Origin of the sequence: Paenibacillus sp. HJGM_3, assembly GCF_045062745.1 — a bacterium.
In the GTDB taxonomy this organism is placed as follows: domain Bacteria; phylum Bacillota; class Bacilli; order Paenibacillales; family NBRC-103111; genus Paenibacillus_AA.
In genome coordinates this window covers 188,587-211,857 of record NZ_JBJGED010000005.1, presented here as the reverse complement: position 1 = coordinate 211,857, position 23,271 = coordinate 188,587, and the positions used below count along the sequence as shown (strand labels likewise).

The following is a 23,271-nucleotide window of genomic DNA, read 5'->3' as shown; positions in this document are numbered from 1 at the left end:
TCGGTTTATAAGGGGAACGAATCCCTGATTTAAATCACTGCCAGGATGCGTTATCCCGGCGTGATTCACGTCACTCCCCCATACTGGACAGTGGCGAGCGGCCTCCGAACGTTTTTTTCTTCTTTCTTATGCCCAGTATGATGATGGCGATATAAATTGCGATGGCAAACGAATCGATTAACGTGTCCGGAAGTGCCGAAACGTCATGAAATGCCGTTATGCCAACAATGACCATCAATCGGATGATCAGAAGCGACACGATCATCCATGCGGCAAACTGGATTTTCGATCGTTCGCTTTGGAAGGACATAAATAGGAATGCGATTCCGAAGATCAGATTTTCCGCGGTGATGATGTGCCAGACATACGAGAATACGGTCTGAGTTTCCATGGTAATGGCACTCACATCGAGCGTCGGCAGCACAGCGGATTGCCCGTTCCATGCATGCGTAACCGCAAACAGTATCGCAAGAATGCCCGCAATCAAATAATAAAAATTCCTAACCTTGATGTCCATGACATCCCTCCTCGGTTATTTCCGGTTCCTTTTTTCGAATATCTTGATAAATCTCACGAACGAACTCTGCCAGCCGCTGGTCGCTTTCCTGATTAAAATCCCTTAGCGTTTCGGCTGCTACAAGAAGCAACTGACTGACTTTTTCCAGATGGGCAATCTTCTTTCGCGTTTGTGCATGCTTGGCCTCGAGAAACGCAGCAACCTCCTTGCAATAAGATGAGTCAACATTGTCCATCCTGTGAAACCCGAACTTTCCCTTGATTTCGTCAAGAGAAAAGTCCGCATACTGCATGATTTGAATATTCATCAAGTTGATGAGGTCGTTCTTCGAATACCTGCGGTACCGATTGTTTTCTCGAGACGGCGATACGATGCCGATCCGGTCATAGTACCGAAGCGTATCCTTCGGGATCCCAAGTATCCGCGAAACCTCTTGGATAGAATAAAGTTTTTCCATGAACTCACACTATCATTGGAGTGACCTCCAATGTCAAGCTATCTTTTAATATTTTTACATAGTGGGCAAATAAAAAAAGGATGAACGCGAACATTCATCCTTCCTGCAATCTCTCGGATTTGAACCATTACCTCAAATATCTTCCCGTGATCGACTGTTCCGCATCGATGATCTGCGGAGGTGTGCCTTCGAATACCACCTGGCCGCCTTTGCTGCCTCCGTCCGGTCCCATATCGATGATCCAATCCGCTTGGCTGATCACATCGAGATTGTGCTCGATGACGATCACCGTATTGCCGGCATCCACTAACCGGTTCATAATCTCCAGAAGGTGACCGATATCAGACATATGGAGGCCGGTCGTCGGCTCATCCATCACGTAGATACTGCCCTTCTTATGCAGCTCGCTGGCCAGCTTGATGCGCTGGCATTCCCCGCCCGAGAGCGTGCTGAGCGGCTGGCCGAGTGTAATATAGTTCAGCCCCACGTCACTCATCGCCTGGAGCTTGCGCACAACTTCTTTTAGCTGAAAATAATCCAATGCCTGCTCCACCGTCATCTCCAACACTTCTGCAATGGACTTGCCGTTCAGCTTGTACGCGAGCACCTCTTCTTTGAACCGTCTGCCCCCGCAAACTTCGCATGGCAGCTTCACGCTGTCGAGGTATGAGAGGTCTACGTACACAACGCCCAACCCTTGGCAGTTCTCGCAAGCCCCCTTGGAGTTGAAGCTGAACAAGCCCTGGTTGACCTTGTTGGCCGAAGCGAACGCCTTGCGCACATCATCCATAATGCCCGTGTAGGTCGCGGGGTTTGAGCGGGTTGACACGCCTACCGCCGATTGGTCGATGACGATCGCATCCGGATGCTGGCTGAGGAATACTTCGTTGATCAGTGTACTTTTGCCTGAGCCGGCTACGCCTGTCACGACGGTCAGCACTCCGGTTGGTATGTCTACACTCACGTTCCGCAGGTTGTGCAATGTAGCATCCTTGATGGACAGCTTGCCGGACGGCTGCCTACAATCGTGTTTCAGTTGGAGCGGCCGCTTCATATGGGTGCCTGTCAGCGTTCCTGATTCGAGCAGGCCCTGGAAGCCTCCATCATACACGATGGTACCGCCATGGCTGCCGGCATGCGGCCCGACGTCGACGATATGATCCGCCACTTTGATCACATCAGGATCATGTTCGACGACAATCACGGTGTTCCCTTTGTCGCGCAGTTTCTGAAGCAATTCATTCAAGCGGTGTACATCGCGGGGGTGCAAACCAACGCTGGGCTCATCGAAGATGTAAGTGACATCCACAAGACTGCCGCTCAGGTGCTTCACCATCTTGACACGCTGCGACTCGCCGCCGGACAGTGTATCCGTCTCACGGTCCAACGTCAAATAGTCGAGTCCGATATCCACCAAATGCTGCAACCGCTCCGTTAGCGACTTGACGGCCGGCGCGGCGGAAGGATCATCAATCTCCCGGATGACGCGGATGAGCTGTCCGACTTCCATCGAGGAAAGTTCCGCAATGTTCAGTCCATTGATCCTGCAGCCCAGAGCGGCTTGACTGAGTCTCGCGCCTCGGCAGCTGGAGCAGGGACCCTCGGAGATGTACGGCGCAACCGTTTGTTGGGTACGCTCGGATTTCATCTTCACATCCTGCTTAATGTATTTGTTGGTGAACTTCTCAATGACACCTTCTACGGTGATGTTCATTGCCTTCCCGGCGAAATCCATCTCTACTTTTCTCGCCTTGGCATACAGCAGCTGATCCAGCTCTTCATCCGAATAATCGCTCAGCTTCTTGTCGAGATCGAAGGACCCCGACTGCACGATCATGTTCCATTCCCAGCCGTCTACCGTATAACCCGGCAGCAATATCGCTCCTTCTTTCAACGACTTGGACTTGTCCAGCGCTTTGCTCATGTCGACACATAGACTACGACCGATCCCGTTGCATTCGGGACACATGCCCTGCGGATCGTTAAACGAGAACATGTTCGCTGGTCCAACATAGGGCTGACCCACTCGGGAGAAGAGAAGACGAAGAATGGGAGAAATATCGGTAATCGTGCCCATCGTGGAATGGGAACCCCCGCCCAGCCGCTTCTGATCCACAACTACAGCCATGCTCAGGTTCTCGATCGCGTCGGCATCCGGTTGCGGAAAACACGGCAGAAAGTTGCGGACGAACGTGCTGAAGTTTTCGTTCAGCAATCGCTGAGATTCGGTGGCGATCGTATCAAAGACGATCGAGGACTTGCCGGATCCGGATACCCCGGTGAAGATCGTGATCTTCCGTTTAGGAATACGCAAAGATACGTTCTTGAGATTGTTTTCTCTCGCACCCGAGATAACGATGTACTCTTGGTAGGTTTCGCTCATACATACCATCCTTCCGTTAGTGTTGATTTCTACTACTATTAAAACTTGTCAGATTGTCAAAATCAACATAAACCGGCTGCGTTTACTTGCAGCCGGTTTGACATCAATACTTCCCCAAGTAATTTAATCGCCTTAAATCCCGTTAATCTTTACTCCTATATTCTCCATTACTTCTTTTGTTCGTTCCATTAGAGTTGGCTCACTTGGAAACTTTTCAGTTGCCTTGCCGTCCAGAACGATCGGTGTTTCATCACCCTTCTGCTCGTTTCGATCCTCAGATTCAATAATCGGTTCAAGTCCACTTTCTTTCATACTGGGCTCCTTTTGTTTTGTCCTTAGTGGACGTGGTTAATCACATTACTATTATTCCGATTATCCAAATCTTTATTATGGTAATCAAGCCGTGCATTGATAAGCGATCCGCTCCTAAGTCATGCCCGGAAAAATGCTTCGAGCACGGGGACAAGAATCTCCGGGGGAACATCGACAGCGTGTGCCGGCCCCTCCAGGATACGATGCTCCGCATGCGGAAGCCGATCGGCAATAGACTGCGCGGCTTGTCCCATGAATGTATGGTTGTTCTGCTTGGAGATCACAAGAGTCGGCGCCGTAATCGAGGGTAATCTTGTCACGAATGACGAGTCGCCGACTAGAACGACATCGAATGCCAATGTATGCGTAATGGCCTCAAAGTAACTCCATATGGGCGTCATCTGCATCTGCTCGACCTGCTCGCCTGGCACTCCAATCATATTCGTCAGGAAATACGCCGCCGCCTTGCTTCGACGACCCGATACTACCAATTCCTGGATATGGTACGATGCACAGAACAATCAACTTAACCACTAAGCAAGAGAAAGACCCGATCATGTTCGCATGACCGGGTCTCTCCAAACTAATCCATAATATTCCGTGTATAGTATTCGATGATGTCTTTGCGGCGAATAATACCAAGGAAGTAGCGATTACTGTCAACGACTGGAACGAAGTTCTGATCTGCCGCCAGCGCCAGCATATCGTCCAAATCGGCTCCGATCGCGACGCATTCGATTTTCAATCGTTTTTTGATAGAGACGACTGGAATTTCGTGCATCGTATCGAAATGGAGGCCGGGTGTAGCCTTCATCGTCCATAACAAATCTCCCTCAGAGAGCGTTCCGAAATATTTTCCATTGTCATCCAGGATCGGTATGGCCGTATACTGGCACGCCTCCAACATGTCTAGGGCTTCTTTCATATTGGAGGATGTCGTGATGTAAGAGACCTCGTCCTTGGGATATAGAAAAGATTTGATGTCCACATTAATCACACTCCTTTGGTATATTAAATCATATTTCGCCGCTAGACGCATGTGGTAAATGACAGGCCGTACAAATCCGGTTACTCCGGTCGAAATGAACAAGGCTGCCGATATGTGAATCGACAGCCCTGCGAATCAGCCCGTTTGTGCCCATACCTTGATGGGATAGTAACCCTTAAGCCCACATTGGGTAGTGGACGCCTTGTTGCCTGCTACCGACCATACCCAAGGCCCGTAGTATGTTCTGGGATAACGTCCATCGACTTCTCTGACGCAGGTCAATGCCACTCGAACATAGCCGGATCCTGACTTGCAGTAAGCCATTCCCGAGAGCGTTGCCCATAGTTTATCCGGCCAATAAAACTTCGCTGTCGGTGTGCAGCTGGCCGCATGAGCTGAAGTATCCGGCAACCCTATGTCCACTACTCCAACAACCAGAACCAGCGCGATAAATACTTTAGCTAGCTGAACTTTGATACGCATTACGGGTTTCATCGATGAATCCTCCTCCAATCGTTTATACTCGAATATTCGACTGCTTCCAGTTCATTTTATTGGCAGTGCCGGGAGAAATCCTGTCATTCCTTGCTTTTACCGAACAGGTTGCAGTATGTATAATAGCCATGAGGTGAGTTGACATGGAATGGTTGAAAAGGATGGATCATGCTCTGGAATTCATTGAGCGAACGATGGATAAACCGCTGGATATCGAGGCCATCGCGAAAGCAGCCTGTTCATCTTCCTTTCATTTTCATCGGATGTTTCATATGTGGACCGGAATCACGGTAGGCGAATATGTGCGGAAACGGAAATTAACGTTAGCTGCCCAAGAATTGGCCGCTTCTTCCGCCAAAGTAGTTGATGTTGCCCTGAAATACGGCTATGATTCACCGGAGGCATTCTCCAAGGCGTTCCGCAAAATCCACGGTATTGCCCCATCGGAGGCCCGTCAATCAGGCGTGTATTTAAAAGCGTTTCCCCGCCTTTCCTTCCACTTTTGGGTGGAGGGAGACAAAGAAGTGGACTATCACATTGAGGAAAAAGAGGCATTTACCGTTGTCGGCAAATCGGCCGTAATAACATGCGGGAATGAAGGCCGAAGCCGTTCGTGGTTTTGGGGAGAGTGCCAACGGGATGGCACGCTAGACATGATCACATGCCTGGATACGGATACGCCGTGGCTTGGCATTACAATGGATTTTGATGAACCCTTCCCCTACATGATCGCGAAGGAAGCGCATGACGATTCCGTTGCAGACGGTTTGGCGAGGCAAACGATTCCTGCTTCTACTTGGGCTATCTTCCCCTGTGTCGGATCGCTTCCCTCCTCGATGCAGAATGGATTTCGACAAATATACCACCAATGGTTTCCGGCAACCGGATACGAGCACGCCGGGCTGCCCGAAATCGAGGTGTATCCCCCGGGGAATGCAACGGCGGAGGATTATCGCTGCGAGGCATGGATTCCCATTATGAAGTAATTCGACGCCTTTCTTGATCGCACGAACGCCCGGGCGCTCCGTTTTTACTTGGGATGACAAAAGATCGCCGATTCGGAGCGCTACGGCCCGAATCGGCGATCTTTTCGAGTATATATTATTTTATAATATAGAGACCCTTCAGGGCGTCCAACCAATCAGGGGGCAGCCGGCTCGGATCGACGTGGTTCGGGAAGGAAAACATGCCATCGCCCCGAAGGTTCAACTGAAACCAATGCTGCCCGTTCCATTTGAACGAAACGAACATGATGAACACATTGTCGTCCTCTGCATAATGCTGCTCATTCCCGTCGATATAGCTGGTCGACGTCCCCAGATGAATGTGGCTCGACGCCTCGGCACTCGGATAATACGAAGACGCCGATTTCGGTGATGTAAACCCGCTTGTCGTAAGCGTCTTGATCCCGACTTGCACGTGTTTCATTATTTCACCCCTTTTTCGGATCCGCGGTCCCGGAAAAAAAGCCCTGCGACTTCTTGATGTCGTCGATTTGGCTGTTCTTGACGAACTGGTCGAATTGTTGCCGCACGTCGCTGTCGCTAAGCGCACCGTAGTTAAAGACGGCCGCCGCCTTTTGGTAGGAGAAATCGATATCGACCTCGGAGTACGAGACGCACGCAGACACCCAGCTGTTGTCTTTGCTGTCGTATGTCATGAAATACCCTTTCAGCTTCGGCACCAGCGTTTGAGTGTTGCCGCTTATCACCGTTTCGATCAAAATGACAATAGCTCCGAACTGGAAACCGTCGGCGTCGTTATGATGTTCGAACTTGAGCGATTTGCCTTGGCTCGCGATGAATTGAGCGAAATCTTTGAGGGTCGTCTCGGACGGGCTGATCGAGTCGAGGATGAGCTTCAACAACTCCGTGGCGACTTCCACACCCTTTACCTTGTTCGAATACGTCTGGCTTTCGAATTTTGAGGCGCCCATCAAGGGCAGATGGTTGAACACGTCGCTCCAGACGTCGGGGGAATACTCGATCGAATCGTCTTTTTTCGAGGCGGCGAGACTTTTGACATAGGCAGTTCCGATGCCCGCCAGGTTAAGCAGATCTTGTTTGACGCTTGCAAGCTCCTCCTTTAACCCGCTGCTCATGTTGTCCGGTTCGATCACCACGAAATTGATGAGACCGTCGGAGTCGGAGGAACCGGAGCCAGGGGACGTCGGGGGTGCGCTTTGCTTCGCCGTTCCCGTTGAAGGAGACGGCGGCGCCGAGGCGGGTGGGACCGATGCGAAAAATTGTGCGGCCTTCGCGATCTGATCGATTGCGTCTGCAGTCGTAGTCATTTCATCACTCCATTGGATATTATTAGGAAATCATTACATCCTATGTGGTAAACTGACTTCTATTCCTGCCCTTCTCGACGTTCGACCCACGACCTATGTCGTACAGCTTTTGTGTGTGACCGGACAACCAGCAACGGCATTCGTACAAGCGCTGTCATTCATTGGTTCATAGTATATCCCATCATTCTTGAGGAGGGATCATATGGCGGCTACAGCTAAACAAGTATTACTTCAAATTGCTAGATTATCGAGGAAATTGGCGTGCGACGTGCCATTCAGAAAGAAATTTGAAGATATTATTGGCGACACCCAAACAAGCACGCAAAAAAGAGTCGTGCAAATGCGAGCGTTGTTAAAATCCGCGGGTTTCAGATCACCAACTCAGGTACGAATCTTTAATGACTTAGGAGAAACGCCAAGGGTAGTCATCTCTTATGATGCATCAGACCTCAGACTCCAAACAGCTATAACTACTTCGTTTACTTTTCAATTGAATCCTGGACCATAAAACATTAAAGGACACCAATAAGGTGTCCTTTGGCTTGAATGGTACCCGTTTTTTAGTGGTACGTTCCCGTTATATTGTCTTCTTTTTCGATTAATAATTTTGTAAGAACTACAACTTGTCCGGCATGATAACTATAATGCTCACACACTTGAATAAGCAGGGTCTCCAGATCTCTCGAATAATTGGACATAGTTTCGAAAACGGGACGGATTATCATTTTGTTCCAATCCTCTACTGTATATTGGATGGTGACGCTTGTTGTTAGATCGCTTTCCGTAATAGCTTCTAAGATGCTTGAGGACTGCCGTCTGACGTCTTTGAGCAAACGGATTAATTCATTACCGGTTAAACCATCGTTTATAGTAAACTCTTCTGACCTCGCTCGAATGAAAGGCGCCTTCCCAATTCCGCTTACAAAATGCTGATATTCGTTTCCCGCCAAATGCAGACATAAGTTACCAATGCTATTCATATTCGGTTTATATCTGTGCCAGACTTGTTCGTCCGACAAAAGGGATAAGCAGGCTTCTATTCGGTTTAACTGTTTGTTCATTTCATTTAGAACGATAGAGTTTAACTTCACTATATCAACCTCCTTCTATATACAGCCGACAGCCCATGCCATGCCCATTGCCGCTCGCATTCGCGGGTTTGTTTACTTTCATCATAGCGCCCGGAAAGCCGATGAACAAGAGTGTATCGCGCCATTGAGCAGCGGGACATCGCTTGGACCAGTCGATCCCTTTCACGCCCTTTATCAAATTGTCGACAATAAATTGTAGGGATGTTTACTTTTACTTGCAGATCTATTACTATTACCTCATGTTCCATTAATTAGAGGGAAGTGCCGACTGAATGAACGAATTTCGATTTGAAGAGCAAAAAGCGACCTCCTTACGCCATCGGATTACCGACGATATCCGCAAAGCGATTTTCCACGGAAAGCTGAGACCCGGCGATCGTCTGCGGGAAGTGGATCTGTCCCAGCAAATGGGCGTGAGCCGCGGTCCGATCCGCGAAGCGATACGAATGCTCGAGCAGGAAGGCTTGTTGCTGTCCCATCCGTACAAAGAGACGACGGTGGCGGAGATTAACGGAGAGGAAGTTCAGGAAGTACTCATTCCAATCCGGCTCACGCTGGAAAAATACGCGATCCGTAAAGCGCTCCCCAAAGTAGGGGAAGCGGAACTCGAAAAGCTGTCCTCCATCGTGCAGCGGATGAAAGAAGCGGCCAAGCTTAAAAATTTGCCGGTTATGGTCGATCTGGATATCCAATTCCACGAGTATTTGATCGGACTGGCGGAAACACCGGGATTGTTCAATACGTGGACATCCATCTGCAATCGGATCCGGCTCTATTTCATTAAACAAGGGCTCATGTACAAGAACTTGAACGATTTGTGGAAAGAACACGAAGCGTTGCTCGCGGTCATCAGGAGTGGAGATATCGAGAAGATTCTCGGCGAATTGACCGCTCACATCTATCGGCTGGGCGCCGAGGAACAATAAGCCTGAAACGCAAAAAAGCCGATCGATTCCAAGATGAATCGATCGGCTTTCTGCGTTCAATACGTGCCGTCCAAGATAGCTCCCTGCTCCTTAAGCATTGTGCGAAGGCGAGCCGTATCGAGCGCCCGCATATCCTTGGACCCGGCCGTTCGGAACAGCGCTGCCGCCGAACTTTCTCCCTTCGGCTACATCCGTTCCATTCAGGACGTACTCTCCCATGATGCGGCAGGTTTCCCGAATGCCGAGTCATCGAACGGATACATCGGCCGAGGAATGTTCCGGAACGGCAAGCGAGTCAGGTTGGCCGTGCTCGCGCCGGGTGTATCCAAAATATAAATGCGATCTGTGAGCCGCTCGTATTCGGCACGGAACTGGTTGGCGGACTTCACGAGCACGAAGTTTGCCTCGGCTGGCTCGAGCCCGACACTGCGGTACATGGCGGGATCGCCGGTGAACGTCGGATTCTCCATCAGCAGAAGCGACAGTCGGCCGATCTGCACGACGGCGCACTGTCCCATGTTCGCAACAAGGCCGGCGACCGTGCCGCCGCCGAATCGGAATGCGCCATTACCGACATGCGCGACAACGCCTTCAACATCGATCGCGGAGCCGACGGACGTGCTGATCGTGTGGCCGACCCGCAGCTTCACGGCGCGGCCCGCTCCGGCCGAAACAGCCTTGCGGGCCGCCGGGCCGTCCACCATCGACAGCAAGCAGTCGTAACGCCGCTCTGCCCCTAGTGCCAGCAGCTCGCGCAGCACGAAATTGCTGTCGCCCGGCGAGCCCGCGCCAGGGCTGTCGGCGGAATCGGAGGCCACGAGCGGGCCTTTCGCCTGGGGGTCCGCCAGCAGCTCGACGATTGCCGGAACCGTGTACAGGGCAACCTCGAACTGGCGACGCTTGCTCCACATCATAGCGGCGAGCCGATCGGCTTCTTCCTCCGCTAAATTCGGATCGGTTCCGACCACGACGGCGGAGCAGCCCATCTCGGCGATATCGAGCCATGGCTGCACCGCGAACAGCGAGGTCGCCAGCGAAACGCCGCACTCCTCACCCTGGCGGGCTTCCGCCCACAACTCCGCCATAGGGCCTCGGTACGTTTGATGATTTTCGGCAGGCACGATCATCGGCACTTTCTTTAGCCGGACGCTGGGTTGGATCTCGCCCCTCACGATCGAGAACAGCAGTTTGGCTGCCCGGTAGCCGGTCTCAGCATAATCCGTGTGCGGGAACGTGCGATAGCCGATCAGACCGTCTACTTGATCGACCATCGATTGCGTCACATTCGCATGCGAATCGAGCGTAATGACGACGGGAACCGATCGTCCGACCTTCTCCCGAATAGCGGACAAGATCTCGCCGTCCGCATCGTCGCAATCTTCCGCCACCCAGGCGCCGTGCAGCGCGAACAGTACGCCGTCGTACGACGAATAGCGGTCGAGCTGCTCGAAGAGAACCGCCTTTAGCTCATCCAACATGCGGCGGCCGATCTTCCCGGAGGAGACCGCATGCGCGAATATGGTCGGAATGAGAGTGACCTCCTGCTCCCGGGCCGCCCGATAGAAGCCGGCCAGCTCATTTTCCGCCTGAAGCGTCTCTTCCATCTGATCCCCAATCCGATAAAAATACCGTTTGAAATCGTCCAGTGTGCTGATTGCTTCACTGAACGTGTTGCTTTCCTGAATAAGTCCGCCTACTGCGATCTTCATCGTCCCGGGTTCAACCCTCCTGAGCGGCCATAGTCATAGCCGTTTGATTTCACCTACAGTATAAACGATTGTTTTGTAATATTGTCAACAATTATTTGTATGAAAAAAAGCCGTCTATCCCCTTCGAGAGATAAACGGCCTTCGCCTTGGCTAATATTACTTCTCTGAGCCCCGATCCTTATCAGGATCGTGTCCCTTCTTCAATCCCGGCTTCACCCTGAACTCCAGTTGGGCCGAGGCGGACCCGGCAACCGGGTGCATCGCCAGCACGCTTACAATGGCGGTCCCTTCCCCGTTTGCCGTTACACGGCCATGCGCATCAACGCTGACTACCGTGTTATCGCTGCTGGAATAACGAAGTTCGACCGAGCTAATATCGACCGCCGTCCCTAAGCTTGTAGCGGCATACACCGATGACGTCACTGTTTCAAATCGCTTCAGCTCCGTTTGTTCGGCCTGAATGGAAATAGTGCCCAGCCTGACAACCGCCGAGTCAAATTGCGCCATAGCCGCTTTCAACGCATTCGTGGCATTTACTATCGTTTGCGTGTCCGCGTTTACTGTGTTTTTGACCGCATTGGCGGCATCTCGCGCATCCAGCAGCACTTGCCTCTGTGCCGCAGGCACTTGCCCGAGCTGGTCCCCAACAGGTGTCTGATCCAGCTTGAGCTTCGAGGCGCGAAGGGCATCCAGCAGACCGGTCAACTCCTCACCATAAGGCGGCGTATAGGACCATAGATCCGCGCTGTTGTCGGAGAAATAAAACGTGCCGTACTCGTCGCGGTTCAAATAATTGCCATAGCTTCCGTTCAGAAGGATGAACTCCATCGTAGCCGGCTTCACCATAAAGAACAAACCTCGCGACGTCCCGTACATGTTACCGTCCAAGCCGGGCTGCAAAAATCCGTAAGTCCAAACCGTACCGTCCGTTTTATAGCGACGCAGTTTGGCGATTTTGGACACGACTTTCCTCGTATTCGGATCAAACTTGAAAATGTTATCCTCCGCAACGCCCCAGATCAGGCCGTCGGGTCCTAAGGTTAAGCCGGTTACTCCCTTGCGTCCAGCTACGGGAACGGTTTGGTAAACGATCTTCTTCGTCGCCGGATCGAAAATGAACAGCTTCCCTTCTGTTTCTGTAGGCCCGCTTGTTCCGAGCCCTCCAAAAATGGTGGAGCCTCCGTAAAGCAGACCATCCTTGTATAACAGGGAGACAATGCTTTGATTGGGAATCAGGTTATTGAATACTTCCAGCTGCCCCGTCCGGAAGTCATAGGCGGCGAGCGCCCCTTGCAGGGAGCTCGGAACGGGAACATTGCCCACAAAAAGCTGATCCCGGTCCGCCGCATATTCCATTGCAAAAGGACGGTCCTGAGCGTACGGTCGAAGGTCGAACAGCTGGACCGGATTCGTATTTGACCAAGGCAGGGCAGGATCAAAATCCAAGACACGCGAGCCTGCATAAGCGCCGATCAACATATGCCCGTTGCGAATCGCCGACGATTCCACTTGCCCAAGGGTGTTGGTTTCGGAAAGTGTGCCATCCGTCGGATTGTACGCCGTGAAACCGGACATATATCCGGCCACATAAATGTTGCCATCCGGACCGTTGTGAATGCTCTGGATCAGCGTCGGGGCGCTGTAGGAAGCCGGCTTCGCAAACGCGGCTCCTGTGGCCGGATTGTAATATTCAATATTGCCATGCCTGCCGACCGCAACGAAGGTTAAGCCGGGCCATTCCGGACTGGCCAGATCGATAAACCGGCCGTCCGCGAAGTTCGTGCCGTCCTCCACTCCCGTCAGCTTCTGAAAAGAGATGGTGGCGGAATCGTAGACGTAATAGTCGGAGGCGTAGGAGAACAGAGCTTTCCCAGGCTGACCGGGAATCTCAATCGCCCTCTCAGAATGGATATCCATCCCGGCCGGGTTGTAATATTCCACAGCATCGTCTTCAGCGCGGATGATCAGGAGGTCGCCGTTGGACATTTTCACGAACAGACGATCCTGGACGAAGGATAACCCGTATGGCCATGTGTACGTATCTCCCCCTCCTGGAATGCGCTCTCCTAGCAGCTCCTTCTTCGTTCCGTCCGTGAGGTTGATTTTGAACACACGGCTTTTGGAGCCTCCCACCCCTGCATACAGAGTATTGCGTGCCGCGTCATAAGCCAGGGAGCGGACATACCGCTGCTCAGGATCCAGCTGGCCCATATCGCGGATTTGGCCGTCCGCCGGATCGAATTCATATAACCTTCCGCCAGGATAAGTCCCGGCATACATGGTTCCGTTAGGCCCTGCGACGAGGGAGAAGACGTGCGTCTCGCTGCCGAAGCGTCCGAGATGCTCGAAGCTGTTCGTGCCGGGCGTATAACGGTATAATCCGCCGTCGTAATGCGTGCCTATGTAGACGCGACTGTCTGTGGCCACCTTCACGCCCCATGCGGCTTCTACACCTGGCAGCGGATAGGACCGCACGACTTCACGGCTCAACGCGTCGATTACGGCAAAGGTCGCCGGTACCTCTCCCCGTCCTTTAAACAGCGTATAGATGACGGCCTTCCCGTTCTCGCTTCCTACGGCGCCGTCTTCGTTAATCATGCCTTCAACTACGCTGCCGATCCGCTCGAACGTCCCGATTGGATTAAGCTCGACGCGGACCGCATCCGAATAACCGCGGGCGGTCCCGACGCCCGTCGAATAAATAAGAATTTTTCCCGTGACGGCATTAACCGGTACAACGGTCGAAGTGGCGTTCTTCTGCCACTCTCCGGCCGTAGGGGTCAGGAAGTTGCCCGACTCGGCAATTTTAACGCCTGCTGCGTCGAAAAACCGGATGTACAACCCCATCGAACCCCGTTCTATTTTAATCATCGCGGAGGCTGTGTAGCTGAGGCCCGTGACAACCGGAAAAGGTGCGCTTTCGAATCCGAGCAGGGCCGTCGGGCTCGTATCGTCCAAGAGTAGGCTCCTTGCGCCTTCGTACGTTTCCGTAGCGGACACGTCGAATACCACGTTCTGCTCTCCCGCCCCGAACGCTTGCGTCCAGTCCGATGGGATGGTTAAAGTTGCGTTTTGCTCAAATCCCTCATTCGTAAGGGCCTGGGTTGTTTGCACGATCCGAACGGCGTCTGCATAGCCGCGTCCTCTGCCTGCCGCGGTAGAATAAATAAGAACGGTTGCCTTAGTCGTATTGGCAGGCGGCGTGAAGGAGAGCGTTTTGTTCTCCCATTGTCCATTCGAAAACGTCACAAAGCTGCCGGTCTCTCCTAGTTTTACACCGGCCGAGTTATAGTACCTGGCGTAGAAGCCGAGTGTCCCGCGTTCTACCTTCGTCATAACCGACAATAAATAGCTGTTGCCGGGTATGACGGGGTAGGCAGCGCTTTCAAAGCCAAGAGCAACGGTTGTGTTGTTGTCATCCAAAAGCAAGCTTCGGCTTCCTTCATACGATGCGTTCGAGGAAGTATCGTAAAGCATCCCTGATGCTCCGGCTCCGAACACTTGAGTCCAGTCCGGAATGGACGTTCCGTTCCTTCCGGTTTCAAATCCGGCGTTCGCGATCATAGACTCGAGCTCTACCCGAAAAGCGTCCGTATAGCCGCGTGCGAGTCCGGAAGCGCTGGAGTACACGAGAACTTTGGCGGTCAAAGCATTCGCTGGAACGATGCCGGTGACTTCGTTTTTCATCCATTGTCCGTCCGTTCCAGGTGTCCATGCGCCCTTCTCTTCGATCTGAACACCGGATGGATCATAGAATCTGACGTACATCCCAAGTGAGCCGAGTTCCACCTTCATCATCGCGGAGACCGAATAGCGCGCTGATGCGGAGACGCCGAACGAAGCGCTTTCAAAACCAAGCCCGGCCGATGGATTATTGTCGTCCAAGAGTAAGCTTCCGGCTCCTTCATAGGGAGCGGCAGGAGAACCCTCAAAATGGACGTTCGCTTCCCCCGCTCCATACACTTGCGTCCATCCCGGAATGACAGGTTCGCTAGTAAAAGCCTCGAAGCCTCCATTCGGCACGACCGGAGGTGCTGCCGGGCTTGATGAGGCTTCCGATTCAGGTGCAGGAAGAAGAGAAAGCAGTAGACAAGCGGTTAAACAACAGCAGACCAAGCGAAGCAAAAAACGATGGATAGTGATCAGCTCCTTTTCTTTGATTTATATCTGACTCACGATTGCTCACAATCAGTATAAAATAGGAATTGGAGACGATCAATCGAAATTTTCATCACCGGGAAACAGCGTTAAAGCGAAAGCCCCAAAGGGCGGAATGCAGCCCGTCTGAACTGACGCGCCTACTCCCCTTGGGGCTTGCGGTATGGCTTACTGCATCAGCGCCCACCTGTTTTGAACGGCGCCGTAATGGCCGGCCGAAGAAGCCGTGTTCGAAGGAATCGACAGCCTGTATGACTTGGCCCCCGAGCTCACGACGGTCGAATCGTATCCTCCGGTGAAGGCGGTGCCCGATTCCAGGTAGCTCCAAAGCTCACTTTTTTCAAAGCCGCCATTCACCACATCCGCGTTGGTCAATGCGACATCGTCAAAGTACGCACTCGCGGAGTAATTGGAAATGTTGCCTTTGTTGTACAATCGGAACTTGATGTTCACGCTGGATTTGGAGCCGCTCTGTGCCGTAATGTTCACGGAGCTGGTCAGCCAGGTGCTCGCCGCGTCTGCTGTTACATCCTGTTCCCAAACGACCACATCGTCAACAAGCACCTGTTTGTACAAAAATCCCGCTGGCGATCCCGATGCTCGGGTGTCGGAGTGCTTGAATGTTAATGTAAACGTAGGCGCGGGCTTTGTGGTAAAGCTTCTGGTCTCGGACGTGATCGTCGTCCCAGCCTTATTGCGGGCGATGACCCGCCAGTAGTAGGTTGTATTGGGGGCGAGCGATTGAACCGAGGCGCTCGTCTCCGTAATACTCGGCCGGTTAACGGTATATGTGGAGAAGCTGCTGCTCGTGGAAATTTGCAGCGTGTAGTCGCTGGCGTTTTTCGAAGGCTGCCACGTGAAGGCGGTCGTCGTGTCGCGGCCGGTAGCACCGTCCACCGGCGAGCTGAGCGCAAACGATTCCGGAGCCGCATTGGAAGGATGAAGCTGCAAGATTTTCGCCGCGTCCATTAATGGTCTTGCGGCTGCGCCTCCCCAATTCAAGCTTCTGTGCTTTTCTCCGCGCGTCCAGATTCCGCTGACCCATCGATCCAGATCGAGATGAGCGCCGGTGATTTCCCCGTCCGCCGCACCGGTCCCGCCCACATTGTGATACAGCCCGGGATCTGACGCATTGCCGTCGTACATGACGGAATAGATGGTGTTGCCCAGCTTCGTCATTTCCGGTCCCGTCCATGAGCCACCCCGGTTGTAGTTCAGAATCGCGTTCTGAATATCGACGGCGGCATGGGACCAGTCCTCCAGAGCCGGCGAGTTGTCGTCCGCAGGGATCATCACATCGTGATAGTTCCACTTGTACGCGGTGCCATTGGCAACGACATAACTTTTCCATTTGCCGCACATCTGATCCGCCCATAACAAATAATGCTTGTTAGCCGTGTTCGCCTGATACAGCAAGTAGAGCGCATTGGCCAGTGCCAAATACTGATTGTGCGGCAGCGATTTATTCGAATTGTATTCGTCCAGGTACGTGTTGTAGACGACAGACCAGTCCTTATTCCACCTGGCCACCAGATGATTGTCGATCACGCTTTCCAGCGACGCGACCTGGCTCGCATACGTGATGCCCTGAGGGTTGAGCGAAGCCGCCAGCGTCGAGTCCGCCTTCACGGTAAGAATGAATTTGGCCCATTGCACCAGGATCATGCCATAATGCACGACGTATTCCGTATACGTGCCCGGTGTGTAGTATTCGGTCCCCCACCCCAGGTAACCATCGCCATTCACGTCCCCGAGGTTGTCGTACATATGATCGATGTAGGCACTCGTTTTTTGTATATACTGAGTGTCTTTGGTCAGCTGGTACATCCTGAGCAGGGCGTCGAGCGTGTAGGACCCGTTCCAGGCGAGCAGCTCCGATCGCGGGGTGTCCGTATACCCGTAATAATACGAAGCGGTATCCATGGTCGCAATGGCCGCGTCAATTCTGGTCTTCCATGTGGCCGTGCTGTCATAGGCGAACACATGTACCGGCATCATACCTAGCATTAGCCCCAGTACGAGAACGAGCAGCAGCTTTTTCCTTCCGGCCAGTCTTTTCATTTCAATCATCTCCTTTGCATCCATTTTCTGATGTCCAGCGAAAGTAGACTTATCTGGGTCTACATGGGCCTCACCTCCACGATCATCTCCTGTAACTTAAGAATTAGGTAAGCGCTTACAATATAGATCATACCTTATTCTTAAAGCATCAGAAATGGACAAATCATACAAATAGTTGGACAAAGCGGCCTATACCGGGGGTATTCCGATGAGGGTTTGAATACCCTTTTGGGCGGCACAAAATCGCCCGACCTAATCACTTAGCCGAGCGAATCCGTGTTTTTGCATACAAATGGGTAATTTTCCGAACCATCGTACGACCTGAGAAGCGATTGATCATCTGCTTTCGGATTCCAATGGTTCGGACCTTGCCTCTTTTTATACGCCATAGCGCTTTGTTCAAGTCTTTGACGAATCGTGCGCCTGTCCATTTTGCCGGGTAGTCCTTGTGGTCTCCGAAGTTGCTTTTGGCGGCTCGTTTAAAATTATTGACGGTGACCTCCCCGATGTAGCCGCCGCATCCGACCGCAATGACCGGTTTTCCGCAAGCCATCGCCTCCAAGGCGACGCGGCCGGTCCCGACCACGATATCGCAGGAACGGTAAAAATCGGCCATCTTGGTAACAAGTCCGGGTACAACGCACCGGCCGCTTGCTTTTACGTAACTTTTGGCGCGTCTGCCGGCAATCATAACCCGCACATTCGGCCTGCCGGCTTGAAAGATTCGTAACATCCGGCTGATCCGTATGCCGAGCGGAAGTTTGCGGGACGTAAACCGGCCGGCGTAGCCGATGACGGAAGCGTCCGATGGAAATTTATATTTAACGCGAAAAGGAGCCGACCCTCTCGGACTAAACTTCTCTAGGGCGACACCGTTGGGGATTAGGTGCATCTGAGACCGTCTGGCCCCACATCGAACGGCATACTTGTATACCGGCGGCGAAACCGCGATTATCGCCTTGGCGAGCGAACTTGCTTTTCTGATCGCAGCAGGCTTGAAATATTTCCCATGTACGGTGACAATGACACGACTCGGCCGCGCACGCAACGTTTTCAGAAGCGATACGCTATATTGGTCGTTGGCATGAACGATTTGATATTGCCATTGGTTTAACACCCGCTTTAACTTCCTTTGGGAATCTTTATACGAAGAAGCGATGTGGAGGCGAATTCCTTTCTTGCGGAAAAACTTTAACCACGTTCCACCAGACGTATATATCCCTACTTGGCAGCCTTGTTGTTTTAAAGCTTGCGCCAATGTCAAAACGTAAGTTTCCGTTCCTCCCCCTGCCCGCAAATTTCTAATCATGATCAGAATCCTTTTCAAGTCCAGCAGCCTCCCGCGATCCCATAATCCAGCTTCGACGATATAGGTTATGCCAGCCGAATGTTTTAGAACCGGTAGGTGCGGACATCTTCCGTAAAATAACGTACCTTTTACAATTTCTTAACATACACATATTCGGAGGCGTTTTAAGGAGGGTGCCCATGGGAAGCAGGAAAAAACTGAAAGTATGGGTAATGACGAACGAATTTGAACCGAATATCATCGGAGGATTAGGGATTGTCGCCACCCGCTTGACCAGAATGCTAAGCAAAACCGGCGTGCACGTGAACGTACTATGCTCCGGCAAAACCAACCTGCTTCTTTTATCCAAGGAAAAAGGCTTGCGCACCGCAAGATTGCCCAAGAAGGCGCCCTATTTTCATCATTCCGCCCGCGCCTACAAGGCTAAAGCCGTATTACGGACCGCGTCTGCCACAGGGTTTGGAAGACCCGATCTCATTCATGTCCATAGCACGGAATTCGCCAAAGCCGCAGCGGAAGCCGGCAGCAGATTTCGAGTGCCCATCATTTATACATGCCATTCGATCGCTTCCGATGGGGGGCATTCTAATCACAGAAAAAACCAGGCAAAATTGATTCGTCATGCAAAGAGAATCGTCGTTCCGAGCAGATGGCAAGCAAATGCAACCAGGAGGACGTACCGCGGCGCGTCGGGCCGAATCGTCGTCATTCCGCATGGGGTGAAGTCCGTTTCCAGGTTTACGAACGGCGCTTCCAATCAACTGCTTTTTGTCGGCAGACTTATTCCTTTAAAAGGGATAAAACCTTTAATTCAGGCGGTTGCCCTATTATCCCGATATCGCAAAAATGTTGTGTTAACCGTCGCAGGCAGCGGCAATAAACGTTATACGAACCATCTGCGCGCCTATGCAAAGCGGCTTGGAGTGTCGGGACGCATTCGATGGTTAGGCAACCGTTCGCATGTTGCGATTCATCGCATGTACGCTTCCTACGGCGCGGTCATTGTTCCGAGCAAGAGGGAATCGTTTTGCCTTGTAGCATTGGAAGCGATGGCGAACGGCGTGCCGCTCGTCTCGACATTGTCGGGCGGGCTGAAGGAATTCGTCAATACCCGCAATGCGCATATCATCCATTCCATACGCGGCGCATCGATAGCCAGGGCCGTATTGCACATGTGGAACAATAAGGAAGGTACGAGGCAGCGGGTAATCCGTGCAAAAGCTACCGCTGCCCGCTATAGATGGCGAGAAATCGCCCAACGCTATAGGGCGTTATTCAGGGGCGTTAAGAGAGCTGGGACGTTATGAGCGAGCAACTGATTTTGACTATAGCCAATCAGTTCGGGATTAAGCCCGCTTCCGTTAAAAAAATCCGCAAAGGGGTTTACCGTGTCATATCCACGGGCGGCGTCGTCTACAGTTTGAAACGCATGCCAAAATCGCCGGCGCAGTTGCGCTGGATCGATCGCGTGCTTCGGGGCGTCCGGAAGAAAGGGATCCGCCTGGCTTGGCGCAATCCGCAAACGCCGGAAGGAAGGAAGCTTTATGCCGCTTCGCCTCGAGGGGGGCTTTATGTTCTCACCCCCTGGATTGCAGGTAGAATGCCTTCGCCTCGTTCTTTAAGCGAGATGCGCGCTTGCGGCGTCGCCTTAGGCCGATTTCATAGGGCTGGGAGCGGAGCGATAAAACGTCATTTTGCATATAATCAGACTGGGGCATGGCCCTCGATACTTCGGGCGCGTCAACGAGATTTGCAAAACAAGGTCGCGAAAGCGAAAAGGAACGGCTTCGCCCGTACGGCGATCAACCGTTTCGTCCGGCTTCATGGGCCGGAAATGCTGCGGTATGCCAACCAGGCGAAAGCGCTGCTGCGAAGCAGCGGATATTTCTCGCACCGTCATCGTCCGCGAAAGCGCGGAGTGCTGTGCCACGGAGATGGAGGGCCGAGCAATTTTGTTATGAACGCCAGCGGAACTTATCTGCTCGACTTCGAAACGCTGCATGTAGATTTGCCGGCCTATGATTTGTACCGTGTCATTTACAATTCATGCAAAGATCATCGATGGAATTTCAAGATCGCCAAGGCGATATTAACCGGGTATCGTCAAGCCTCGAAGCTGAGTAAAACGGATTACAAGCTCATCGGCGTCTGGCTTCGATTCCCGCGTACGTCTTGCCTGGTCCTGTCCTCTTACGAAAGATTTCCTTTAACGGAGAAAAACCTGCATTGGGCGCTTTCGTCCGAAAGGAAGATCACTCGCTTTTTGCAAAAACTTAAGCAATATGCCGCAACGCATAGCTCTTAAGAGAGCTAACGAATGCCGCAAAAATCTTTCCGAATGGATTCCCTTGCTCGATTTCCTGAAAAGAGGAACCGCGGCAGCGGTTCCTCTTTCCTGTGTGTCGATAACCCCGGGCCGATGTGGTACGGTGAAGGCGACGACATGTGGCTGATCGACGGCGAAGCCTGGCCAGGGTCGCTGCACGGGACGGGGACAGAGGATTTTTTCAACAGCGCTTGGTCGCCGAACGAGCTGTACGCGCATCCGTATTTCGGGTACGCCCGCATCCCGCAGAAGCTTGGTTTTATGGGCAGGACGCATTGCTACCGTTTTTTTCTCGAAGATCCGGTCCATTTCTCCAAATCGCTGCAAGTGAGCATCGAGCATGGGCACAACAACAATTTGACGCTCGACCTGTGTACGGTCGCTTACTGGTACCAGTCCGAGCCGCACAAGCCGCTTCCGGCGCTTCCGGGCAAGGAAGCACGCCAAAACATGCCCGAGATCGGCCTGCGCGATGTCCACGTCTGGAGACACGAATACCGGAAAGCGTTGGGCGGCGGCAAAACCTTATGGGGGCACGAGTGGCGAAACCGTTAGCTGGATCCGGATCAGTTGTCCGGCTTTTTTCTACGGTGGGGCGGACTCGTAATGCCAAACGGGTGTCACGTGTCCGCCCCAACCCGAACTAGTAGAGTGTATTGTTGACCCTATCCTCTTCCAATATCTCTAACCCTTCGGAAATCCAGTCTGGATCCCCGGCCTTTATTGCTTCTAACAGGTAACTGATTTGATCGAACGTTACGAAGAACGAGACTTTTTCGATAAGCGCGTCCACGTCAATAACTCCTCGATACACCATCACTTGCCGAGTAAACCGCTCACCGCAGTCCTCTAATAGATACACATAATCGTAATCCGGATCGCTTATCGCGGCGTCACCGAAATCGATAATGCCCGATAACGAGGTCGGAGCTGAATCCGTCAAGAAATGATCCGGGGACAGGTCGGCATGAATCAGTGCCGGCTTATAATTCGTGTATTCAGGATGCTCTAGGTAGTATCCGATGCGTAGAGTGATATAGTCCCGTAATGGCTCACTTAGAAGTGGAAACGCCTGCCTCTCGGCAGCTTCTTTAAGCAAGCGAAATTCATCTTTTAGGTTTCGAACAGGAACTCCAGCCTGTATGGCCGTTTCGACCGGAAACTCGTTCAATGTATTCATGAAATCGGATAGCTGAAGTGCGAGTCGGTCGGCTACATCGATGGGTAAACTCGCCATTCCGTCTTCCCCCAAAATCTCACCCCGGATTTTTCGATAACCTACAAAAGAACTTCCGTCGCTTTGCCTTCCGATATAGACAAATTCCGGAATCCTAAGCTTTACACAATCGTGCAAGTGAGGCAGCAAACGAATTTCTTTGTTCAATTCCTCCGCTCCCTGTTGGCTTTTGGGAAAACGAAACACCCATTCTCCATTGACCAATATCGCGTAGTTCCTGAAGCCTTCCCCAAGCGACTCGACGGATTGAATGGTCAAATCAAGGAATTGATCCTTTACCATTTTTGCATAATGGAGTTCATTTTGTTTCGTTTCGTTTCTGGATCTCCTCTATCCTATAATCATCGACCTAATAGGCCATTCGCCTGCTTCTTTGTCACATTGAAATCAAATGGTTTATACTAGATAGATCGAAAGGAGTGGCTAGCATGCTGTTAGATGAAATGATCGAGTATAACAAAAATTTCGTCGAGAACAAGGAATACGTGAAATATCAAACGTCAAAGCTTCCCAATAAGAAGCTCGTCGTCGTATCCTGCATGGATACCAGGCTGACGGAATTGCTGCCGAAAGCGATGAACCTGAGAAACGGCGACGCCAAAATTCTAAAAACCGCCGGTGCGGTTGTTTCCCATCCGTTTGGAAGTATTATGCGAAGCATCCTTGTTGCGATTTATGAGCTGAACGCCCAAGAGGTTTGCGTTGTGGGGCACCATGACTGCGGGATGACCCATGTAAATCCGGCTGCAACAACCCAAAAAATGATCGAGCGGGGAATTCCCGAACAGACCATCGAGACATTAGACTATGCCGGTATTCGCATTAAGGATTGGTTGCGCGGATTTGATTCTGTTTCGGAAAGTGTTCGTCAGAGCGTGGAAGTGATCCGTAACCATCCTTTAATCCCCAAAGATGTTCCAGTACATGGACTAGTGATCAACCCAGAAACTGGGGCATTGGATATTATTGAAAATGGTTACATCAATCAATAGACAAAGAAGAATACTCA

22 protein-coding genes are annotated in these 23,271 nt (G+C 52.0%); 7 read left to right on the top strand and 15 right to left on the bottom strand.

Annotated elements, in window-relative coordinates:
* Positions 1-70 precede the first annotated feature (70 nt).
* The 7 genes from ACI5FR_RS07980 to ACI5FR_RS07950 all read right to left on the bottom strand — a co-directional run bounded on the left by ACI5FR_RS07980 (position 71) and on the right by ACI5FR_RS07950 (position 5,152).
* Positions 71-517: a hypothetical protein gene (locus ACI5FR_RS07980; protein WP_405452713.1), complete on the bottom strand. Its 447-nt coding sequence runs from the start codon at positions 515-517 to the stop codon at positions 71-73.
* Positions 501-974 carry a MerR family transcriptional regulator gene (locus tag ACI5FR_RS07975; protein ID WP_405452710.1) on the bottom strand — a complete coding sequence of 158 codons (474 nt, stop codon included), beginning with the start codon at positions 972-974 and terminating at the stop codon, positions 501-503. The genes ACI5FR_RS07980 and ACI5FR_RS07975 overlap by 17 nt, the downstream gene beginning before the upstream one ends.
* A 127-nt stretch (positions 975-1,101) precedes the next feature.
* Positions 1,102-3,357: an ATP-binding cassette domain-containing protein gene (locus ACI5FR_RS07970; RefSeq protein ID WP_405452707.1), complete on the bottom strand. Its 2,256-nt coding sequence runs from the start codon at positions 3,355-3,357 to the stop codon at positions 1,102-1,104.
* Between the two features lie 132 nt (positions 3,358-3,489).
* Entirely contained in the window at positions 3,490-3,669 is a 180-nt protein-coding gene (locus tag ACI5FR_RS07965; protein ID WP_405452704.1) for a hypothetical protein, read from the bottom strand.
* 119 nt (positions 3,670-3,788) lie between these two features.
* Complete coding sequence (locus ACI5FR_RS07960; protein ID WP_405452702.1) at positions 3,789-4,190, bottom strand: alpha/beta fold hydrolase; 402 nt, start codon at positions 4,188-4,190, stop codon at positions 3,789-3,791.
* A 62-nt stretch (positions 4,191-4,252) separates the two neighbouring features.
* Positions 4,253-4,657, bottom strand: a complete 405-nt coding sequence (locus ACI5FR_RS07955; RefSeq protein ID WP_405452701.1) for a CBS domain-containing protein — start codon at positions 4,655-4,657, stop codon at positions 4,253-4,255.
* Positions 4,658-4,792: 135 nt separating this feature from the next.
* On the bottom strand, positions 4,793-5,152 hold the full coding sequence (locus ACI5FR_RS07950; protein WP_405452698.1) for a hypothetical protein: 360 nt from the start codon (positions 5,150-5,152) through the stop codon (positions 4,793-4,795).
* A gap of 143 nt (positions 5,153-5,295) precedes the next feature.
* Here ACI5FR_RS07950 and ACI5FR_RS07945 point away from each other — a divergent pair, with 143 nt between their 5' ends.
* Complete coding sequence (locus ACI5FR_RS07945; protein ID WP_405452696.1) at positions 5,296-6,138, top strand: AraC family transcriptional regulator; 843 nt, start codon at positions 5,296-5,298, stop codon at positions 6,136-6,138.
* A 115-nt stretch (positions 6,139-6,253) separates the two neighbouring features.
* On the opposite strand, the gene ACI5FR_RS07940 is transcribed toward ACI5FR_RS07945, so the two are convergent.
* Positions 6,254-6,580, bottom strand: coding sequence for a hypothetical protein (locus ACI5FR_RS07940; RefSeq protein ID WP_405452693.1), 327 nt, complete (start codon positions 6,578-6,580; stop codon positions 6,254-6,256).
* A gap of 4 nt (positions 6,581-6,584) precedes the next feature.
* Complete coding sequence (locus ACI5FR_RS07935; protein WP_405452691.1) at positions 6,585-7,445, bottom strand: hypothetical protein; 861 nt, start codon at positions 7,443-7,445, stop codon at positions 6,585-6,587.
* A 202-nt stretch (positions 7,446-7,647) separates the two neighbouring features.
* On the opposite strand from ACI5FR_RS07935, the gene ACI5FR_RS07930 reads away from it, so the two are divergent.
* The gene (locus ACI5FR_RS07930) at positions 7,648-7,953 is read left to right on the top strand and encodes a hypothetical protein (RefSeq protein ID WP_405452688.1); all 306 of its coding nucleotides are present in this window, start codon (positions 7,648-7,650) and stop codon (positions 7,951-7,953) included.
* 52 nt (positions 7,954-8,005) lie between these two features.
* On the opposite strand, the gene ACI5FR_RS07925 is transcribed toward ACI5FR_RS07930, so the two are convergent.
* Positions 8,006-8,536 (bottom strand): DinB family protein, encoded by a 531-nt coding sequence (locus ACI5FR_RS07925; RefSeq protein ID WP_405452685.1) that lies wholly within the window; start codon positions 8,534-8,536, stop codon positions 8,006-8,008.
* Positions 8,537-8,808: 272 nt separating this feature from the next.
* On the opposite strand from ACI5FR_RS07925, the gene ACI5FR_RS07920 reads away from it, so the two are divergent.
* Positions 8,809-9,462 carry a GntR family transcriptional regulator gene (locus ACI5FR_RS07920; RefSeq protein WP_405452683.1) on the top strand — a complete coding sequence of 218 codons (654 nt, stop codon included), beginning with the start codon at positions 8,809-8,811 and terminating at the stop codon, positions 9,460-9,462.
* A 200-nt stretch (positions 9,463-9,662) separates the two neighbouring features.
* Here ACI5FR_RS07920 and ACI5FR_RS07915 read toward each other — a convergent pair whose 3' ends face one another.
* From ACI5FR_RS07915 to ACI5FR_RS07900, 4 genes are all read right to left on the bottom strand, one after another.
* Positions 9,663-11,171, bottom strand: a complete 1,509-nt coding sequence (locus tag ACI5FR_RS07915; RefSeq protein ID WP_405452680.1) for a M81 family metallopeptidase — start codon at positions 11,169-11,171, stop codon at positions 9,663-9,665.
* A 156-nt stretch (positions 11,172-11,327) separates the two neighbouring features.
* On the bottom strand, positions 11,328-15,056 hold the full coding sequence (locus ACI5FR_RS07910; RefSeq protein WP_405452677.1) for an Ig-like domain-containing protein: 3,729 nt from the start codon (positions 15,054-15,056) through the stop codon (positions 11,328-11,330).
* Between the two features lie 441 nt (positions 15,057-15,497).
* Complete coding sequence (locus ACI5FR_RS07905; protein ID WP_405452674.1) at positions 15,498-17,390, bottom strand: fibronectin type III domain-containing protein; 1,893 nt, start codon at positions 17,388-17,390, stop codon at positions 15,498-15,500.
* A 256-nt stretch (positions 17,391-17,646) separates the two neighbouring features.
* Positions 17,647-18,717, bottom strand: coding sequence for a glycosyltransferase (locus ACI5FR_RS07900; protein ID WP_405452671.1), 1,071 nt, complete (start codon positions 18,715-18,717; stop codon positions 17,647-17,649).
* A gap of 161 nt (positions 18,718-18,878) precedes the next feature.
* Here ACI5FR_RS07900 and ACI5FR_RS07895 point away from each other — a divergent pair, with 161 nt between their 5' ends.
* The 3 genes from ACI5FR_RS07895 to ACI5FR_RS07885 are packed head-to-tail and all read left to right on the top strand — an operon-like array spanning position 18,879 to position 21,580.
* A complete protein-coding gene (locus ACI5FR_RS07895; RefSeq protein WP_405452668.1) occupies positions 18,879-20,006 on the top strand; it encodes a glycosyltransferase family 4 protein in 1,128 nt (375 codons plus the stop codon).
* Positions 20,003-21,004 (top strand): phosphotransferase, encoded by a 1,002-nt coding sequence (locus ACI5FR_RS07890; protein ID WP_405452665.1) that lies wholly within the window; start codon positions 20,003-20,005, stop codon positions 21,002-21,004. Before ACI5FR_RS07895 ends, ACI5FR_RS07890 begins: the two co-directional genes overlap by 4 nt.
* A gap of 12 nt (positions 21,005-21,016) precedes the next feature.
* On the top strand, positions 21,017-21,580 hold the full coding sequence (locus ACI5FR_RS07885) for a DUF2961 domain-containing protein (RefSeq protein WP_405452663.1): 564 nt from the start codon (positions 21,017-21,019) through the stop codon (positions 21,578-21,580).
* 88 nt (positions 21,581-21,668) lie between these two features.
* Here the strand turns inward: ACI5FR_RS07885 and ACI5FR_RS07880 are convergent, their stop codons facing one another.
* Positions 21,669-22,544 carry a phosphotransferase family protein gene (locus ACI5FR_RS07880; protein ID WP_405452660.1) on the bottom strand — a complete coding sequence of 292 codons (876 nt, stop codon included), beginning with the start codon at positions 22,542-22,544 and terminating at the stop codon, positions 21,669-21,671.
* A gap of 146 nt (positions 22,545-22,690) precedes the next feature.
* Between ACI5FR_RS07880 and ACI5FR_RS07875 the strand changes: the two genes are divergently transcribed.
* Positions 22,691-23,254 carry a beta-class carbonic anhydrase gene (locus ACI5FR_RS07875; RefSeq protein WP_405452658.1) on the top strand — a complete coding sequence of 188 codons (564 nt, stop codon included), beginning with the start codon at positions 22,691-22,693 and terminating at the stop codon, positions 23,252-23,254.
* The last annotated feature ends 17 nt before the right edge of the window (positions 23,255-23,271 follow it).

Bases quoted from the DNA above. Each gene is read 5' to 3' on its own strand.
- ACI5FR_RS07980 (WP_405452713.1), bottom strand. From the start codon at position 517: ATGGACATCAAGGTTAGGAATTTTTATTATTTGATTGCGGGCATTCTT.
- ACI5FR_RS07975 (WP_405452710.1), bottom strand. From the start codon at position 974: ATGGAAAAACTTTATTCTATCCAAGAGGTTTCGCGGATACTTGGGATC.
- ACI5FR_RS07970 (WP_405452707.1), bottom strand. From the start codon at position 3,357: ATGAGCGAAACCTACCAAGAGTACATCGTTATCTCGGGTGCGAGAGAA.
- ACI5FR_RS07965 (WP_405452704.1), bottom strand. From the start codon at position 3,669: ATGAAAGAAAGTGGACTTGAACCGATTATTGAATCTGAGGATCGAAAC.
- ACI5FR_RS07950 (WP_405452698.1), bottom strand. From the start codon at position 5,152: ATGAAACCCGTAATGCGTATCAAAGTTCAGCTAGCTAAAGTATTTATC.
- ACI5FR_RS07945 (WP_405452696.1), top strand. From the start codon at position 5,296: ATGGAATGGTTGAAAAGGATGGATCATGCTCTGGAATTCATTGAGCGA.
- ACI5FR_RS07940 (WP_405452693.1), bottom strand. From the start codon at position 6,580: ATGAAACACGTGCAAGTCGGGATCAAGACGCTTACGACAAGCGGGTTT.
- ACI5FR_RS07935 (WP_405452691.1), bottom strand. From the start codon at position 7,445: ATGACTACGACTGCAGACGCAATCGATCAGATCGCGAAGGCCGCACAA.
- ACI5FR_RS07930 (WP_405452688.1), top strand. From the start codon at position 7,648: ATGGCGGCTACAGCTAAACAAGTATTACTTCAAATTGCTAGATTATCG.
- ACI5FR_RS07920 (WP_405452683.1), top strand. From the start codon at position 8,809: ATGAACGAATTTCGATTTGAAGAGCAAAAAGCGACCTCCTTACGCCAT.
- ACI5FR_RS07915 (WP_405452680.1), bottom strand. From the start codon at position 11,171: ATGAAGATCGCAGTAGGCGGACTTATTCAGGAAAGCAACACGTTCAGT.
- ACI5FR_RS07905 (WP_405452674.1), bottom strand. From the start codon at position 17,390: ATGAAAAGACTGGCCGGAAGGAAAAAGCTGCTGCTCGTTCTCGTACTG.
- ACI5FR_RS07895 (WP_405452668.1), top strand. From the start codon at position 18,879: ATGGGAAGCAGGAAAAAACTGAAAGTATGGGTAATGACGAACGAATTT.
- ACI5FR_RS07890 (WP_405452665.1), top strand. From the start codon at position 20,003: ATGAGCGAGCAACTGATTTTGACTATAGCCAATCAGTTCGGGATTAAG.
- ACI5FR_RS07885 (WP_405452663.1), top strand. From the start codon at position 21,017: ATGCCGCAAAAATCTTTCCGAATGGATTCCCTTGCTCGATTTCCTGAA.
- ACI5FR_RS07880 (WP_405452660.1), bottom strand. From the start codon at position 22,544: ATGGTAAAGGATCAATTCCTTGATTTGACCATTCAATCCGTCGAGTCG.
- ACI5FR_RS07875 (WP_405452658.1), top strand. From the start codon at position 22,691: ATGCTGTTAGATGAAATGATCGAGTATAACAAAAATTTCGTCGAGAAC.